18 protein-coding genes are annotated in these 17440 nt (G+C 57.7%); 4 read left to right on the forward strand and 14 right to left on the reverse strand.

From position 1 onward, the window contains the following. Nucleotides 1-573: 573 nt before the first annotated feature. The 10 genes from nth to blr all read right to left on the reverse strand — a co-directional run bounded on the left by nth (nt 574) and on the right by blr (nt 8135). Nucleotides 574-1209 carry an endonuclease III gene (nth, locus tag C2U54_RS15180; RefSeq protein ID WP_103179382.1) on the reverse strand — a complete coding sequence of 212 codons (636 nt, stop codon included), beginning with the start codon at nt 1207-1209 and terminating at the stop codon, nt 574-576. After that, nucleotides 1206-1892, reverse strand: a complete 687-nt coding sequence (locus C2U54_RS15185) for an electron transport complex subunit E (RefSeq protein ID WP_103179383.1) — start codon at nt 1890-1892, stop codon at nt 1206-1208. The genes nth and C2U54_RS15185 overlap by 4 nt, the downstream gene beginning before the upstream one ends. Then, nucleotides 1889-2515: an electron transport complex subunit RsxG gene (gene rsxG / locus C2U54_RS15190; protein WP_103179384.1), complete on the reverse strand. Its 627-nt coding sequence runs from the start codon at nt 2513-2515 to the stop codon at nt 1889-1891. Before rsxG ends, C2U54_RS15185 begins: the two co-directional genes overlap by 4 nt. Before the next feature lie 9 nt (nt 2516-2524). Beyond that, a complete protein-coding gene (rsxD, locus tag C2U54_RS15195) occupies nt 2525-3577 on the reverse strand; it encodes an electron transport complex subunit RsxD (RefSeq protein WP_103179385.1) in 1053 nt (350 codons plus the stop codon). Beyond that, nucleotides 3578-5791 (reverse strand): electron transport complex subunit RsxC, encoded by a 2214-nt coding sequence (gene rsxC / locus C2U54_RS15200; RefSeq protein WP_103179386.1) that lies wholly within the window; start codon nt 5789-5791, stop codon nt 3578-3580. Then, complete coding sequence (gene rsxB, locus C2U54_RS15205) at nt 5784-6362, reverse strand: electron transport complex subunit RsxB (RefSeq protein ID WP_103179387.1); 579 nt, start codon at nt 6360-6362, stop codon at nt 5784-5786. Before rsxB ends, rsxC begins: the two co-directional genes overlap by 8 nt. Then, nucleotides 6362-6943 carry an electron transport complex subunit RsxA gene (gene rsxA, locus C2U54_RS15210; protein WP_039029166.1) on the reverse strand — a complete coding sequence of 194 codons (582 nt, stop codon included), beginning with the start codon at nt 6941-6943 and terminating at the stop codon, nt 6362-6364. Before rsxA ends, rsxB begins: the two co-directional genes overlap by 1 nt. A gap of 76 nt (nt 6944-7019) precedes the next feature. Further along, nucleotides 7020-7460 (reverse strand): DUF2569 domain-containing protein, encoded by a 441-nt coding sequence (locus C2U54_RS15215; protein WP_103179388.1) that lies wholly within the window; start codon nt 7458-7460, stop codon nt 7020-7022. An 86-nt stretch (nt 7461-7546) separates the two neighbouring features. Continuing rightward, complete coding sequence (ydgT, locus tag C2U54_RS15220) at nt 7547-7762, reverse strand: transcription modulator YdgT (protein ID WP_103179389.1); 216 nt, start codon at nt 7760-7762, stop codon at nt 7547-7549. A 202-nt stretch (nt 7763-7964) separates the two neighbouring features. Beyond that, entirely contained in the window at nt 7965-8135 is a 171-nt protein-coding gene (blr, locus tag C2U54_RS15225; RefSeq protein WP_168192053.1) for a division septum protein Blr, read from the reverse strand. A gap of 233 nt (nt 8136-8368) precedes the next feature. Between blr and C2U54_RS15230 the strand changes: the two genes are divergently transcribed. Next, nucleotides 8369-9409, forward strand: coding sequence for an oxidoreductase (locus tag C2U54_RS15230; RefSeq protein ID WP_103179391.1), 1041 nt, complete (start codon nt 8369-8371; stop codon nt 9407-9409). 30 nt (nt 9410-9439) lie between these two features. On the opposite strand, the gene add is transcribed toward C2U54_RS15230, so the two are convergent. From add to malX, 3 genes are all read right to left on the reverse strand, one after another. Beyond that, nucleotides 9440-10441 (reverse strand): adenosine deaminase, encoded by a 1002-nt coding sequence (gene add, locus C2U54_RS15235; RefSeq protein ID WP_103179392.1) that lies wholly within the window; start codon nt 10439-10441, stop codon nt 9440-9442. Between the two features lie 96 nt (nt 10442-10537). Continuing rightward, the gene (locus tag C2U54_RS15240) at nt 10538-11710 is read right to left on the reverse strand and encodes a MalY/PatB family protein (protein WP_103179393.1); all 1173 of its coding nucleotides are present in this window, start codon (nt 11708-11710) and stop codon (nt 10538-10540) included. A gap of 47 nt (nt 11711-11757) precedes the next feature. Beyond that, nucleotides 11758-13350 (reverse strand): maltose/glucose-specific PTS transporter subunit IIBC, encoded by a 1593-nt coding sequence (gene malX / locus C2U54_RS15245; protein WP_103179394.1) that lies wholly within the window; start codon nt 13348-13350, stop codon nt 11758-11760. Nucleotides 13351-13527: 177 nt separating this feature from the next. Here malX and C2U54_RS15250 point away from each other — a divergent pair, with 177 nt between their 5' ends. Further along, complete coding sequence (locus C2U54_RS15250; RefSeq protein WP_103179395.1) at nt 13528-14556, forward strand: Mal regulon transcriptional regulator MalI; 1029 nt, start codon at nt 13528-13530, stop codon at nt 14554-14556. A 2-nt stretch (nt 14557-14558) separates the two neighbouring features. On the opposite strand, the gene C2U54_RS15255 is transcribed toward C2U54_RS15250, so the two are convergent. Then, nucleotides 14559-15455: a LysR family transcriptional regulator gene (locus C2U54_RS15255; protein ID WP_103179396.1), complete on the reverse strand. Its 897-nt coding sequence runs from the start codon at nt 15453-15455 to the stop codon at nt 14559-14561. A gap of 150 nt (nt 15456-15605) precedes the next feature. Here C2U54_RS15255 and C2U54_RS15260 point away from each other — a divergent pair, with 150 nt between their 5' ends. Next, the gene (locus tag C2U54_RS15260) at nt 15606-16544 is read left to right on the forward strand and encodes an MBL fold metallo-hydrolase (RefSeq protein WP_231736615.1); all 939 of its coding nucleotides are present in this window, start codon (nt 15606-15608) and stop codon (nt 16542-16544) included. Between the two features lie 15 nt (nt 16545-16559). Further along, the gene (locus C2U54_RS15265; RefSeq protein ID WP_103179398.1) at nt 16560-17414 is read left to right on the forward strand and encodes an alpha/beta fold hydrolase; all 855 of its coding nucleotides are present in this window, start codon (nt 16560-16562) and stop codon (nt 17412-17414) included. Nucleotides 17415-17440: the final 26 nt, after the last annotated feature.

Consider the following 17440-nt stretch of genomic DNA (forward strand, 5'->3'; position numbering starts at 1 on the left):
TAGCGTGATGACCGTAGTCCATCCGCTTTATAGTTATAGTGGGAGGGGAAACGGCGGGTAATGTTCACTATCCTGACCCGTCTGGCAAGACGTTTGTAATAGTCTGTTACATTTAACTCAAGCCCTATAATGCGCCAGAAACCTAAATGTTATTTAGCGTTAAATTTTACCGTTTCGGTGAAACTGGTTTTTTTCACTATTCAGTAGGGGAGAAAATCGCCGTATGGCGATATGTTCTGCTGTAAAAGGTGTTGGGCAGTGATATGGCCTATGTTCTGAAAAATAACCGGACATATCTACGGTTGAGAAGGGGGTATTTCTCGATGCTGTAGGGCTTTAGTAGCCATTTTGACACATAAAATTAACAGCGTGTGAACAGAGTGATCGCCATCACATTTATATAGAAAATTTTGCTGACGAAAAAACAATTAACCTGTTTGATTGTTATATAGCCGCACAATGCGCGAACCGTAAACTTTTGCTCAGACAGAAAAACTGCAAAAGGCGAGCCTGAAAGATACTCGTGCTTAATATAAGGTTTTCAGGTGATAAAAAAACCGTCGAATGACGGTTTCAGTGGTCGGTTTTCTCTTTAAATTCACAGAGATCTTCAATAATACAGGAGCCACAGCGCGGTTTACGCGCAATGCAGGTATAGCGTCCGTGGAGGATCAACCAGTGATGGCAGTCGACCTTGAACTCCGCAGGAACCACTTTCAGCAGCTTATCTTCGACCTGCTCCACGTTTTTGCCCGGAGCGAAGTTCGTTCGGTTGCAGACACGAAAGATATGAGTATCCACGGCAATGGTCGGCCAGCCGAAGGCGGTATTCAGCACCACGTTGGCGGTTTTACGGCCCACGCCAGGCAGTGCTTCCAGCGCCGCGCGATCTTCCGGTACCTCACCGCCGTGCAGCTCTATCAGCATCCGGCAGGTCTTGATCACATTCTCGGCTTTGCTGTTAAACAGGCCGATGGTTTTGATGTACGACTTTACCCCCTCAACGCCCAGCTCCAGCATCGCCTGAGGCGTGTTGGCGACGGGGTAGAGCTTCGCGGTGGCTTTATTGACGCTCACGTCGGTCGCCTGCGCGGAGAGCAACACCGCGATCAACAGTTCAAAGGGCGAGGTAAAATTCAGCTCGGTGGTCGGGTGCGGGTTATTCTCACGCAGGCGCTGCAAAATGGTTAAACGTTTCTCTTTGTTCATGAGGCCTTCTCAGGGATCCCTTCCTCTGCGCTGCGCGTGGCAGCGCGGCGTTTACGTTTCTCGTCAATGAGGTATTTTACTGCCAGCATCATCCCCAGGCCAATAAACGCGCCAGGGGGCAGCATCGCCAGCAGGAACGGCGTATCGGTGTGGAACACCTCAATGCGCAGAACTTTGGCCCAGCTGCCCAGCAGCGCATCTGCGCCATCGAACAGGGTACCGTTGCCAAGGATTTCACGCATGGCGCCCAGGACAAACATCGCCCCGGTCGCCCCCATGCCGATGGCAAAGCCATCAAGGGCCGAAATCAGCGGATCGTTTTTCACCGCAAAGGCTTCGGCGCGGCCCACCACGATACAGTTGGTGACGATCAGCGGGATAAAAATCCCCAGCGACTGATAGAGGCCAAAGGCCCAGGCGTTGATCAGCATCTGCACGACGCTCACCACCGAGGCGATAATCATCACGTAGATCGGAATACGAATCTCTGACGGCGTCCAGCGGCGCAGGGCAGAGATCGACAGGTTGGTCAGGATCAATACCAAGGTGGTGGCAAGGCCAAGGCCCAACGCGTTGGTAACGGTGGAGGTGACGGCCAGCAGCGGACACATCCCCAGCAGCTGTACCAGCGCGGAGTTGTTTTTCCACAGCCCCTGAACAAAAACCTCTTTTACCTGGCTCATGAACGCTCCTCACAGGCGGGCAGATTGTTAAGTTGCGCAGGCAGCGATTGTGCGTAAACCCCCGCACGTTTAACGGCGTTCACTACCGCACGTGGGGTGATGGTCGCACCGGTAAACTGATCGATATCACCACCATCTTTTTTCACCGCGAACGCCGGATCGTCAATACCGTGGATCACTCTACCAGCGAAATGCAAAATCCAGTCGCTTAAGCGGGTTTCAATCTTATCTCCAAGGCCTGGCGTTTCGTGGTGCTCGGTCACGCGCGTACCCAGCACGGTGCCGGAAAAATCGGTGCCCACCAGCAGCCTGATAGCGCCGGAGTATCCATCCGGGGCGGTGGCCTCCATCACCACGCCGGTCGGCGTATCGCCTTTACGGGCGATAAAAATACGGTGGGTGCCTTTGCCAAGCGCTGGCGTCTGGACAAGATAACAGCTCTTCTGCAGATCGTTATCGTAGATATCTGCCGGGATCACCTGGTCAAACAGCGCTTTTTGCTGACGGGCCGCCTGTTCATCAATGGTGGATTTGGTTAAGCCGTTGACCAGCGCGGTCATGCCGGTGAGCACGGCGGCAAAGAGCGCCAGCGTCACGCCGTGTTTTTGCATCGTTCTTAACATGGCAGATCCTTAGCGATGGCCGTACACGCGCGGACGCGTGTAGTAGTCGATGAGCGGAACGGTGATGTTCGCCAGCAGCACGGCAAAGGCCACGCCGTCCGGGTAACCGCCAAAGCTGCGGATCAGCCACACCAGCAAACCGGCCAGCGCGCCAAAAATCAGGCGCCCACGGTTGGTGGTAGAGGCCGTTACCGGGTCGGTCAGAATAAAGAAAGCACCCAGCATGGTCGCGCCGGAGAGCAGATGGATCTGCGGCGACGCCAGCGACGCCGGCGAGAAGAACCAGCCCAGCCCGGAACAGACCGCAAGCGTTACCAGGAAGCTCACCGGGATATGCCAGCGGATCGCTTTCTGCCACAGCAGGAACAGGCCACCGGCCAGGTACGCCAGGTTAACCCACTGCCAGCCCGCGCCTGCCAGCACGCCGCTGTAAATGGGCGACTGGAGGATCTGCTCTACGCTGTGACCCGCGTGCAGAGAGGTTTTGAAGGTATCGAGCGGCGTCGCCTGGCTGATGCCATCCACCCCCAGACGCAGGGTGTTCATATCCGCGCCGCTGGCGGTATGGCCGGAGAAGATCACCTGCACGGCATCCATAAAGCCTGGCACCGTCGCGGCAATCTCATGCGGCGGCAGCCAGCTGGTCATCTGCACCGGGAAGGAGATCAGCAGCACCACATAGCCAATCATCGCCGGGTTAAACGGGTTATGCCCGAGGCCGCCATAGAGCTGCTTGGCGATGATTACCGCAAATACGGTGCCGAGCACCACCATCCACCAGGGGGCGAAGGGCGGAATACTGATGGCCAGCAGCAGGCCGGTGAGCAGGGCGGAATTGTCCGCCAGAATTTTGCCCACCGCGATTTTTCGCAGTTTGAGTACCAGCGCTTCGGCCGCCAGCGCGCTCACACAGCCAAGGATGATCTGCAGCAACGTACCCCAGCCGAAGAACCAGAGCTGTACGGCAATGCCCGGCAGTGCGGCCAGGCAGACCAGCATCATAATGCGCGATGTCTGGCGCTGGTTATGGGTATAAGGGGAGCTTGCGATTCTGAAAACCATTTAATCCTCGTTAACTGCCTGCTGTGCGGCTCTCTTCGCCTGTACCCGCGCGATGGCGGCAGCCACTGCCGCTTTGCGTGGATCGTCATTGGCTGCCGGCTCTTCTTCCTGTTGCGCCGCCTTGCGCGCTTTTGCCCGGGCAATGGCGGCTTCGACCGCGGCTTTACGCGGGTCGACGGGTACGGGTTCTTCCTGTTTTGCTTCCGGCGGCGCGGCTTTACGGGCTTTGGCCCGGGCAATCGCCGCTTCGACGGCCGCTTTACGCGGGTCGACCTGAGCCTGTTCAACCTGAATATCGTCCGGCTGCGCCGCTTTGCGGGCTTTCGCCCGGGCGATGGCCGCTTCGACCGCCGCTTTACGCGGATCGACTGGCGCTGGCTCGCTCTGGTTCTCTTCCAGTGGCGCCGCTTTGCGGGCTTTCGCCCGGGCGATGGCCGCTTCGACCGCGGCTTTACGCGGATCCACCGGAGCAGGCTCGGCCTGAGTCTCTTCCGGTGGCGCCGCTTTGCGGGCTTTTGCGCGGGCGATGGCGGCCTCGACCGCCGCTTTACGCGGATCGGTTTCTGTTGATGCGGCGGCAGCCTGCGCTTTTTCCGCCTGACGGGCGCGGGCCTCTGCTTTGCGCGCTTCGCGGGCGGCAATCATCTCGCTGTTATCCGGGCGCTGACCCGCCGGGATCACCACATCTTCTGTCGCGGTGGCTTTCTTCTCGCGCACACGCGCCAGGGCAGCATTAATGGCATCCTGGTCTTTTGCCGCAGGCTGAACTGCCGCTTTCTTATGGCGCGCTTCTCGGGCGGCTTTCTCGCGTTCAAGGCGCTGCTGGCGCGCTTCAAACCGTGCTTTGGCTTCGGCTGCGCGTTTCTCTTCCTGGGCGATCGCGTAAATTTCGGCTTTCTCGACGCGGAAATATTGCACCAGCGGAATATTGCTCGGGCAGACCCAGGCGCAGGCGCCACACTCAATGCAGTCGGCCAGGTTGTGGGATTTCGCTTTATCGTGGATCTGCCCTTTGCTGTACCAGTAGAGCTGCTGAGGCAGCAGATCCGCCGGGCAGGCATCGGCACAGGCGCTGCAGCGAATGCAGCCTTTCTCTTCCTGCGTTTCGCCCATCTCGCTGACGGACGGCGCCAGCAGGCAGTTGGTGATTTTTACCACCGGGACATCCAGCCAGGGCAGGGTAAAGCCCATCAGCGGCCCGCCCATAATTACCATTTGCTCGGCGCTCGGGCAGAACCCGGCCTGATCCAGCAGATGACGAACCGGCGTGCCCAGACGCGCCCAGACGTTACCGGGACGGCTAACCGATTCCCCGGTAAGGGTAACGACGCGCTCGGTAAGCGGCTCCCCGTCAACAACGGCACGTTTAACGGCATAGGCGGTGCCGACGTTCTGCATCAGGACGCCAATGTCAGAAGAACGACCGCCGTGCGGGACCTGCTTGCCGGTTAAAATCTGGGTCAGCTGCTTTGCGCCACCGGAGGGGTACTTGGTGGGGATAACGCGCAGGCTGATATCATGGCTGCCCGCCAGCACCGCACGCAGCATGGAGATGGCCTGCGGTTTGTTATCTTCAATGCCGATCAGCACCTCCTGCGGCTGCAGAATGTGCGCGAGAATACGAATGCCCTCGACGATCTGCGCGGCGCAGTCCTGCATCAGACGATCGTCCGCGGTGATGTACGGCTCGCACTCGGCGGCGTTGATAATCAGGGTTTTGATCTTGTCGCCGCCGCCCTGCAGTTTGTTACCGGTTGGGAAGCCCGCGCCGCCCAGACCGGCGACGCCAGACTGATGAATGCGCTCGATCAGCGCCTCGCGGCTGTGGTTGCGGTAGTCGCTCCAGCCGTCGCGCTCAATCCAGCGATCTTCGCCATCGGCGTCGATGATGACGCACAGCTCAGAGAGGGCGGAAGGGTGGGCAACGGTATGGGGCGCAATCGCCACCACGGTGCCGGAGGTAGGGGCGTGCACAGGCAGCATACGTCCGCGTCCAAAGGTCAGCGGCTGGCCGCGTAACACGCTGTCGCCAGGTTTAACGCACAGCTCACCCTCAGCACCGATGTGCTGCTTCAGGGGGATAACAAAACGGTTGGCCAGCGGGATCTGGCGCAGCGGCGTACCGCTGGACTGGGTTTTCATCTCTGGCGGATGAATACCGCCATCGAAATCCCAGATCTTCTCTTTTCTGAAGGCAGAAAATAACTTAAGCATGTTGTTCCACAGGAATAATGCGCACCGGAATGGTCTGAAGATCCCATTTCCAGCTATCGGTCGTGGTGGCTACCGGGCGTAACTCAATGCACTGGGTCGGGCAGGGGGCGACACAGAGGTTACAGCCGGTACACAGGTCTTCCATCACGGTATGCATGGCGCGCGTGGCGCCCACAATGGCATCTACCGGGCAGGCCTGAATACATTTGGTGCAGCCGATGCAGTTAGGCTCATCGATCACCGCCAGCATGCGCACCGGCTCCTGCGCGCTTTCATCACCATCGACCGGCTGGGGGTCGACGTTCAGCAGTTCGGCAATCTTCAGCATCACCGCTTCGCCGCCAGGCGCACAGCGGTTAATTTTTTCGCCGCCGCTGCCCACCGCCTCTGCGTAGGGGCGACAGCCAGGGTAGCCGCACTGCCCGCACTGGCTTTGCGGCAGTAGCTCATCAATTTTTTCGACAATCGGGTCATCCTCCACCGCGAAGCGGCGTGAGGCGTAACCGAGAATGATGCCAAACAGCAGCCCCAGAACACTGAGGGCAGCAATGGCAATCCAGATTGCATTCATTACAACTTCACCAGACCACTAAAGCCCATAAAGGCCAGAGACATGAGACCAGCGGTAACCAGCGCGATGGCGTTACCGCGAAACGGTGCCGGGATATCAGCCGCGACCAGGCGTTCGCGGATCGCTGCAAACAGCACCATCACCAGCGAAAAGCCGACCGCGGCGGAAAAACCGTACAGCGCCGACTGCAGGAAATTGTGCCCAAGGTTAATGTTGAGCAGCGCCACGCCGAGCACCGCACAGTTGGTGGTGATCAGCGGCAGGAAGATGCCGAGCAGGCGGTATAACGCCGGGCTGGTTTTACGCACCACCATTTCGGTGAACTGCACCACCACAGCGATAACCAGAATAAAGGCCAGCGTGCGCAGATAGGTCAGGCCAAGGGGGATTAAAATCCAGGTATCTACCCACCAGGCGCAGATCGAGGCGAGGGTCAACACGAAGGTGGTGGCCAACCCCATCCCCATTGCCGTTTCGAGCTTTTTGGATACGCCCATAAATGGGCACAGGCCAAGGAACTTCACGAGAACGAAGTTGTTTACCAGCACCGTGCCGACAAAGAGCAGTAAGTAATCGGTCATTATTCAGCCTGACATAAAAAAGCCGCCTATTATCGGATAAACCGGCGCAGGCGACAACAGGTTAACTGTAAGGTTATTACGGGTTCACAAAGGTGTTCTTTACGCGGGCCGAGCGCTTAAAGTACGGCACGAACAGCGCGGTCACCAGCAGTGGGAAGAGGAGTTGACGCACTGCCAGCGCATCGGAAACCGGCGAAAAGGCGAAGGCTTTCACGGCCAGCAAGACAGAGACCAGCAGCCAGATAATATAGTGCTTAGGCACGCTCCGGCGGCGTTTAAAAAACGCGATGGTCAGCCACAGCGTGTAGTACCACATGGCAATCGCAAAGGCGAAAGAAATAAACCACATGACGATAGCAGAGGTATTTTGCGCGCCCAGCGTTTTAAGCGCGTGCGGCGTAATTAATGCAGTGGAATAAAGTACCAGTGCCAGCGACGCACTTAATAATGCAACCAGCAGCCAGGCGAGCGGAGCAAGTAACCAGCCGCCAATTTTTTCTCCAGCCGTTGTGGTCATGTTCTCTCCCGATAGTCAGCGAAAAGCGCGAACTGCAAATTAGCAGGGGCGAGAGTATATAACATTTCCGGGCAATGAGTACCCTTTTAGAGCACGTAACGCCACACCGACTTAGGCACTTCGCCAATGTTGAACAGGCGTCCGCCAGAAACCAGCTCAGCGCGGCGATGGTCAGCGGCGCGGTACATGCTGATAATGTCCTGGTTGTCACTCAGGGTGTAGTTCAGATGGTCAAAGAGCTTTTCCAGACTTTCAAGGGAATTAATTTTGCGAAATTTTAATAAATAGTCCTGAACTGTCATTTTAATAATTTTCCATATAAGAGTGAGTAATGCCAAAGGAGTAATTCGGTCGAATAATAAACGGTTCAAATAAGACGTAAACGGTTTGCCAAAGCGCACCAGCAAAAATAAGAGTTTTCTTGATTGATGAAATCAGGCGTCGGCCGACGCCTGGCGAAGAAGGTTAACGCTGTTCATGACGGCTGGCAATAAGCAACTGACATCATATGTCACTATTTTTGGTGAGCGTATGGGGCTTGGCTTGATTGAGTGTATTCACCGGCTCGGGTGGCTGGTAGTTATCAATATGACTGGCAACGGCGAGCAGTATCACCGACACGCCCAGCACGATCCATCCCGCTAACTCGATAATTCGATTAATTATTGTCGTCATGATTCTTGGTGATGTTTTATCCATAAATACAGATCCAGAATTTTACAGTGCGATATGCCTTCGGGCAAGCGCTTTACAAGGATGTTTTGCGATTGTATTCAGCGAGTTATAAATGTTAATCAGAAATTACTGATTGCTTCTGTTGCTATAGGGCAAGGTACGCCAGATTAATCTATTGTGACGGGAGAGGAGATAGTGTGAAATATGCAGGTCAAAAGATGAGAGGCGATTTCATGAGCGACAAAATCCGTGTTGGATTAATAGGTTATGGTTATGCGAGTAAAACATTTCATGCCCCGCTGATTGATGGCACCCCGGGGATGGCGCTGGCAGCCATTTCCAGCAGCGATGCGACGAAAGTTCATGCCGACTGGCCAACCGTGCCGGTGGTTTCTGAGCCGAAGCATCTGTTTAACGATCCCAATATCGACCTGATTGTTATCCCGACACCAAACGACACCCATTTCCCGCTGGCGAAAGCGGCCCTTGAAGCGGGCAAGCATGTGGTGGTGGATAAACCCTTTACCGTGACACTGTCACAGGCTCGCGAACTGGACGCGCTGGCAAAAAGCCTGGGTAAACTGCTCTCCGTCTTCCACAACCGCCGCTGGGACAGCGACTTCCTCACCGTTAAAGCCCTCATTGCCGACGGCTCTCTGGGGGAAGTGGCATTCTTCGAATCACATTTCGACCGCTTCCGTCCGCAGGTGCGTAATCGCTGGCGTGAGCAGGCGGGTCCGGGCAGCGGCATCTGGTACGATCTGGCCCCGCATCTGCTTGACCAGGCCGTTAACCTGTTTGGTCTGCCGGTGAGCCTGAACGTCGATCTGGCCCAGCTGCGCCCTGGCGCGCAGGCCACGGACTACTTCCATGCGGTGTTGAGCTATCCGCAGCGTCGCGTGGTACTGCATGGCACGATGATGGCGGCGGCGGAATCTGCACGTTACATCGTGCATGGCTCCCGCGGCAGCTATGTGAAGTTCGGTCTCGATCCGCAGGAAGAACGTCTGAAAAACGGGGAACGCCTGCCGCAGGAAGACTGGGGCTATGACATGCGTGACGGCGTGCTGACCCGCGTGGAAGGGGAAGAGCGTGTGGAGGAGACCTGGCTGACGCTGCCGGGCAACTACCCGGCCTATTATGCCGGTATTCGCGATGCGCTGAACGGCCAGGGTGAAAACCCGGTCCCGGCAAGCCAGGCGATTCAGATTATGGAACTGATTGAGCTGGGTATCGAGTCCGCGAAACATCGCGCGACCCTCTGTCTGGCCTGAAAACAAAGCCCGGCAATGCCGGGCTTTTTCTTACCCGCGTGCGACCTTGTCGCGCAGCGCCTGCTTCTCGGCAGATGTTAAGAATGCCATCTCCAGACCATTGATCTGCGCCTGGCGAATCTGCTCGCGGCTCAGCCCGGCCTGCGGGGCGGCCACCGTGTATTCGTGAATAATATCGACCCCCTGAACCGCCGGATCGTCAGTATTCAGCGAGGCTATCACGCCATGCTCAAGGAAAGTTTTCAGCGGGTGGTGCGCCAGCGTCGCCACGGTACTGGTCTGAATGTTGGAACTCAGACAGGATTCGATTCCGATGCGTTGCGCCGCCAGGAAGTCCATCAGGACGCGGTCTTCCACCGCCTTCACCCCATGACCAATACGCTCGGCGCCCAGCTCGCGGATCGCCTGCCAGATGCTCTCCGGGCCTGCCGCTTCACCGGCATGGACGGTGATGTGCCAGCCTGCGTCGCGGGCGCGATTGAAGTGGGAGAGGAACAGACTGCCCGGGAAGCCCAGCTCGTCGCCCGCCAGATCGACCGCAGTGATATGTTCCCGGTGAGCCAGCAGGGCTTCGAGTTCCTGAAGGCAGGCGGCTTCGCCAAAGGTACGGCTCATGATCCCAATCAGGCGGGCTTCAACATCAAAGGCTTTACAGCCTTCGCGAACGCCAGCGATCACCGCCTCTACCACACCGTCAACCGGCAGGTTGTGGGACATGGCCATATAGCCCGGCGAGAAACGCAGCTCAACGTAATGCAGACCGTTGCGCGCGGCGTCCTCAATATTCTCGAAGGCAACGCGACGGCAGGCTTCCAGCGAGGCGAGGACTTTTACCCCCCAGTCGAGTTTGCTTAAAAAGCTCACCAGATCCGGTTCGTTTTCTGTTACCTGCACATGCGGGATCAGCGACTCAAGGTTTTGTGCGGGCAGAGCCAAATTATACTGGCGACCAAGATCCAGAATGGTCTGGGCACGGATGTTGCCATCAAGGTGGCGATGAACGTCAGTTAGCGGGAGGGTGGTATCAATCATGGTCGCACTCTTTATTAGGTAAAGTGCGACGTATTATAAAAATAAAACGGGGCAAAAAGCTATTTGCGCAAGGTAAATATCCATTGCGCAACGCTATTACCGCAGGGCGTGAATCCCGGCAATAAGTCGTTCCACCCCTTGCTCCAGTTTACTGCACGGGCAACCGGCATTGAGGCGGATAAAGCCGTTACCCTCTTCGCCATAGGTATATCCCGGCATAATCGCCACTTTTTCCTGCTCAATCAGCACCTTTTGCAGCTTCCGGTCGTCGATATTTAGCGGTTGTAGATCGATCCACGCCAGATAGGTCGCCTCTGGCGGTTGCCAGTTCAACGCCGGAAAGGCACCATTGAGCCTGTCGGCTACATAGTGCAGGTTGGCCTCCAGATAACTGCGCAGCGCATCCAGCCAGGCCTCTCCCTGCTGATAGGCGGCAATGTGGGCTACCAGGGCCAGCACCGAGGGCGAAGAGAGGCCATCGCGCCCTTTCAGCGCCTGCAAATAGTCCGTGCGGCTGGCTTCATCACCGATCAAACCGTATGCGCCGGTAAGGGCAGGAATATTAAAGCTCTTGGAGCCGGAGGTCAGAAGCGCCCATTTTCCCTGCGCCACTTCGCACCAGGGGGTGTGCTGATGGTTGCCCCAGACCATATCCATATGAATTTCATCGCTGATGACCGCCACGTCGTGCCGCGCACAGAGTTCAGCCATGGTCGCTAACTCGTCCCGGGTCCAGACCTTGCCCGTCGGGTTGTGCGGGCTACAGAGCAGCAGGATCTTGTTCTGCGGCTGTGCCAATACCGCTTCCAGTTCGGCCATATCGCACTGCCAGCCCGCCGCCGTCTTATGCAGGCCAACAGGCACCACCTGACGGTTATTGCCCGCAATGGCATTGTAAAACGCGTCGTAGGCCGGGGTGTGGATCACCACCCCGTCGCCTGCGTTGGACCACTGGCGAATCAGCTCCGACACCATATAGATCACCGAGGGGCCATAGACGATGGCGCTGGGATCGATGGAACTGTTGAAGCGCTGCCGGAACCAGTGCCCTACCGCCCCAAGGAACTCGTCGTTTTTCCAGCGGCTGTAGCCAAACACTCCGTGGCTGATGCGAGCTTGCAGAGCCTCGATGATGCAGGGGGCAGTGGCAAAATCCATGTCCGAGATAGTAAACGGCAGCAGATCGGCGGCGCCGAAGCGGTCGGCAACATAGTCCCATTGGGTACACCAGGTGCCGTGACGATCCACGACGGCAGAAAAATCAAACATAACGTCTCCTTAAAAGAGAACCCCCTCTTGGGGAGGGGGCTGGGGCATCAGGCTTCTACTGTTCGCATCAGGGTCGCCAGCTCATCTTTCACTGACTGTACCTGCGGGCCGATGACCACCTGCAAATTGTGCTGGTTGAGCTGAACCACGCCGATGGCGCGATTGGCCTTCAGGGCGTTGGTGTCCACTTTGGACATATCTGCCACCGACAGGCGCAGACGGGTAATGCAGTTGTCCAGAGAGGTGATGTTATCCGCACCGCCCAGCGCCGCGAGGATCGCCGGCGTATTGTAGCCGGATTTGCCAGTTACGCCCGCCACTGCCTGCTCCACGCTCGCCGCGCTCTCAATATCGCGACCCGGCGTTTTCAGGTTGAAGCGGGTGATGGCGAAGCGGAAGATGCCGTAGTAAACCGCAAACCAGATCGCGGCCACCACCGGAACCAGATACCACTTGGTCGACAGGCCGTGCAGAATGCCGAACACCACAAAGTCAATCACGTTGCCGTCGGTATTACCGATGGTGACACCCAGCACCGCCATGGTGGTAAAGCCCAGGCCGGTCAGCACGGCGTGAATAAGGTACAGTACCGGTGCCACGAACAGGAACAGGAACTCGATCGGTTCAGTGGTACCGCCGACCACGCAGGCGATAACGCCGGAGATCAACAGGCCCTTAATCTTATGACGGTTTTCCGGACGGGCGCAGTGGTACATCGCCAGCGCCGCACCCGGCAGGCCGCCGAGGAAGGCTGGCATTTTCCCCTGGGAGAGGAAGCGGGTGGCACTCTCCGAGAAGCCGTGGGTGGTCGGGCAGCTTAACTGCGCCTGGAAGATGGTCAGTGCGCCGCTTACCGAGTGGCCGCAGACCTCCATGGTGCCACCGGCTTCGGTGAAGCGGATCAGCGCCACCAGGATATGTTGTAAGCCGAAAGGCAGCAGCAGACGCTCACCGGTGCCGAAAATCATCGGGCCAAAATCGCCCGCGCTGTTGATGATATGCCCGATACCGGTAATACCCAGGGCGAAAATCGGCCACACCAGCGGGATCACCAGGCCAAACAGGCCCATGGCGACGGTGGTAATAATCGGCACAAAGCGCGTACCGCCGAAGAAGGCCAGCGCATCCGGCAGGCGGATATTGTGAAAACGCTCATGCAGCAGCCAGATGATCACCCCTGCGATCACCGCGCCGAGGATCCCGGTGTCGATCGACTGGATCCCCAGTACGCTCTGGATGTTATTGGCTTTGAGCACCGCCGCGTCGGTAGTGGGCAGGATCCCCTTCGCAGTCAGCCAGAAGTTGACCGCCAGGTTCATTACCGCGTACCCCACAAACCCGGCAAATGCCGCCACGCCTTTGTTTTCGCGGGCCAGGCCCAGCGGAATGGCGATACAGAACATCACTGGCAGGAAGCTAAAGGCGAAGGAGCCGACCTTACTCATCCAGATAAAAATTGCCTGCAAGACCGGGTTGCCCAGAAAAGGGATCAGGGTAATGACATCGTTACTGCTGAGCGAGCTGCCGATGCCCAGCATGATCCCACAGAAGGAGAGCAGTGCCACGGGCAGCATAAAAGTTTTACCCAGTTGCTGGAAAAACTCCCACAGCGAGATTTTTTGTGCTGCTTTCGCCGTCATAAAACGACTCCTTTATTGTTAAAATAGATTTACCTGCCTCAGTGCTGCGAGAAGATAAAACGTTTTATCAAAGTTTAGTGCGCGCTAAATCACATTCTCAGGCTTTGGCAGAGGGTATAAAGATAACGTATTGATAAAACGTTTTACCGATCTCATTATCAGGGAGACACCCCACACATGGCTGTAGCGAAAAAAATTACTATCAACGACGTTGCGCTGGCGGCGGGTGTCTCTGTGAGCACGGTTTCACTGGTTCTGAGCGGGAAAGGGCGCATCTCCCCAGCGACGGGCCAGCGCGTCAACGAGGCGGTGGAGCAACTGGGGTTCGTTCGCAACCGCCAGGCATCGGCGCTGAGGGGTGGGCAAAGCGGGGTGATTGGCCTGATCGTCCGCGACCTGACGTCGCCGTTCTATGCCGAACTGACGGCGGGCCTGACGGAGGCGCTGGAAGCCCAGGGGAGGATGGTCTTTTTACTCCATGGCGGCCGGGAAGCGGATCAGCTGCTCCAGCGCCTCGATATGCTGCTGACGCAGGGGGTGGATGGGGTGATCGTTGCCGGGGCCTCCGGGGTAAGCAATGAGCTGTGCGAGCGGGCGGCAGCCAAAGGGGTTCCGCTGGTGTTTGCCTCCCGCGCCAGCTATCTCGACGAAGCGGATACCCTGCGCCCGGACAACATGCAGGCAGCACAAATGCTGACCGAACATCTTATTCGCCGCGGCCATCAGCGAATTGCCTGGCTGGGCGGTAAAAGCTCCTCCCTGACGCGCGCCGAACGGGTGGGTGGCTACTGCGCGACGCTGATCAAATATGGCCTGCCGTTCCACAGCGAGTGGGTGGTGGAGTGTGAATCCCGCCACAAGCAGGCGGCGGAGGCGATCGGTAGCTTGCTGCGCGCCAGCCCCACCATCAGCGCCGTGATTTGCTATAACGACGTTATCGCCATGGGCGCCTGGTTCGGCTTAATCCGTGCCGGGCGCCAGAGCGGGGAAGGTGGGGTTGAAACCTTCTTTGGTCATCAGGTGGCGCTGGGCGCCTTTGCGGATGTGTCAGAGAACGCGCTGGACGATCTGCCGATTGTCTGGGCCACCACCCCGGCGCGGGAAATGGGCTATACCCTGGCCGAGAGAATTATGCAGCGGATCGATAAAGCCGACGTGCAGGCGGGGCATCAGATTGTGTCGGCCCGCCTGGTGACGGTGAAATAACATTATCCATGCGGCGTGAGCGGGTTACGTTCCAGCCGCGCCTCCAGAGCCTCGACAAACTTGCGCACCTTAACCGGAATCAACCGCGACGTCGGGTAAACGGCCCAGACAGCCAGCGCTTCCGGCCTGGCATCCTCCAGCGCGATCCGCTCCACCAGGCCTTGTGCAAAGGCGGGCTCAAGGTACCAGCGGGACAGGTTGGCAATGCCCATGCCGCCCAGGCAGGCCTCAAAGATCGCCTCGATAGAATTCGCCGAAAACCGCCCCGATACTTTCTGTTTGCTTCGCTGTCCCCCCTGGTCGAACGTCCAGTGGGTGGTATCAGAGGTGGTTAAGCAGCTGTGCGCCGCAAGATCGCTGAGCGTTTTTGGATAGCCATGCTCCGTCAGATACGCTGCGCTGGCGCAGAGGTCTCGGGGGTTATCACAGAGGCGATGCGCCACCAGACGGTTGTCCCGCAGCGGGGCGATACGTAACGCCACGTCTATTCCTCTGCCGACAATATCAACCTGCTCATCGGTGGCGAGTAAATCGACCTGCAGGGCGGGATGCTGGCGCATAAAGTCGGGCAGCATCGGGGCGATGATTTTACGGCCAAACGCCGCCGAGGCGGTGATGCGAAGCCGCCCGGAAAGGGAGGCGCCATCAGGAAAAAGGTCGGCCAGGGCGTTGGTCTTATCTTCCAGCAGCGCCTGGGCATGGGGTAAAAAGATGGTGCCGTCGCTGGTGGGTGAAAGGGAGCGCGTGGTGCGGTGTACCAGCCGGACCCCCAGCTCCGCTTCCAGATTATTCAGGCATCGCGACGCCGCCATGGCGCTCATAGAGAGCCGACGCGCGGCACCCGCGAGACTTCCCGCTTTGATGGCTTCCACGAATACTTCCACATCTTCCAGTTTCATTATCTCGATTCTCGTTATACTGGCCTATCAAATTACATATCTACACTAATTAGCGTTATAGCGCCATAGTCACTCCACATCCTGATAAAGAGTGAATTCGGAGTGAAGATGAAAAAGAGGACAACGGTTTTAGCGCTCAGCGGCCTGTTTTTGGCAGGATCCGTTTGGGCTGACGCACCCGCGCAGATTAAACAGCAGGTGCCGGGTTACTATCGCCTGGCGGTGGGGCAATATGAGGTGACGGCGCTTTTTGATGGCTACAACGATCTCTCGCCGTCGCTGTTAAAAGGGCTCTCGGCCGACAAAATTCGCGACCTGCTGGCGCAGCATAAGATTGATGCCGAGCGCATGCCCACCTCCTTTAACGCCTTTCTGGTGAATACCGGAAAACATCTGGTGATGATAGACAGCGGCGCGGGCCACTGCGTGCCGCAAACCGCAGGGCAATTAATTCCCAACATGCAAGCCTCCGGGTATCGTCCTGAGCAGGTTGATACCCTCTTCCTGACCCACCTCCACCTGGACCACGTCTGCGGCCTGAGCGATGCCGCGGGTAAGGCGCTATTCCCTAATGCCACGGTTTACGTGCCGCAGGCGGAAGCTGACTACTGGCTGGATCCGGCGAAAGAGGCCAGCGCCCCCGCCAATGCAAAAGAGTATTTCGCTATCGCCCAACACGCTCTGGCCTCCTATAAAGCGGCGGGACGCCTGAAAACCTTCGTGCCGCCCGCCTCGCCGATCCCTGAAGTCCAGACGGCCTACGCTCCCGGCCATACGCCCGGCAGCACGGTCTATCGTTTTGCCTCTGAGGGGAAAGGCATCAACTTTATCGGCGACCTGATCCACGCCCCTGCGGTGCAGTTCCCCCACCCGGAAGTGTCGATTCGCTTTGACGTGGATGCGAAAAAAGCCACCTCATCGCGTGGGCAAGAGTTCAATGCCCTGGCAAAAGAGGGCGAATGGCTGGCGGCAGCGCACCTGGCGTTCCCGGGCATCGGGCACATTACCGCCAACGCTCAGGGTTACAACTGGAACCCGGCGATTTACGGCCCGTATCAACGTGCGGCCGACGTGCCATTGCTGAAATAAGACGAGGCGATCGCAATGAAAAGTTACACCGTAACAGCGAATGGTATCCGTCAGTTTGTGGTGGAGGAGGGGGAAGGGGCACCGCTGATCCTGCTCCATGGCTTTCCGGAAACGAACTATGCCTGGCGCTATCAAATTCCGGTTCTGTCGAAGCATTACCGGGTGATTGCTCCGGACTTGCGCGGGTATGGAGAAACGGATAAGCCGGCCTCCGGCTACGATAAACGCACTATGGCGCGGGATATCCTGGAACTGATGAATGCCCTGGGCCTGAAGAAAGTGGTGCTGGTGGGGCACGACCGCGGCGCGCGTGTCGCCACCCGCTTTGCGAAAGATTATCCGGAACGGGTGGATCGTCTGGTGGTGATGGATAATGTCCCGACGCGTATCGTGGCGCGGGATTTGAACGCCTCTATTGCCCGGGCGTACTGGTTCTTTCTGTTCCACCTGGTGCCCGATCTGCCGGAAGCCCTGATTGCCGGACGGGAGCATATCTGGCTACGCCACTTCTTCTCGGACTGGACTTACGATCCTTCTACCATCAGCGGCGAGGCGTTTGATACCTACGTCCGGGCCTATCAGGCACCCGGTGCCGTGCGGGGGGCGATGGCCGATTATCGCGCCAATGCAGAGGATGTGGCGCAAGATCTGGCGGACGCGGCGATCAAAATTGCCTGCCCGGTGATGTCGCTGTGGGGCAATGATTTTCACGCCGTCGGTAAGCTGTTCGATATGCAGAGCGTCTGGGCGGAAATGGCGGACGATCTCAGGGCGTATGGTATTGAAGAGTGCGGGCATCTGCCCCAGGAAGAGCAACCGGAGAAAGTGAACGCCCTGCTGATGGATTTCCTGACCGGCTGGAAAGGATGACTGGCAATAAAAAACCCCTCCGCAGA

The sequence above is a fragment of the Leclercia sp. LSNIH1 genome (assembly GCF_002902985.1).
Classification (GTDB): domain Bacteria; phylum Pseudomonadota; class Gammaproteobacteria; order Enterobacterales; family Enterobacteriaceae; genus Enterobacter.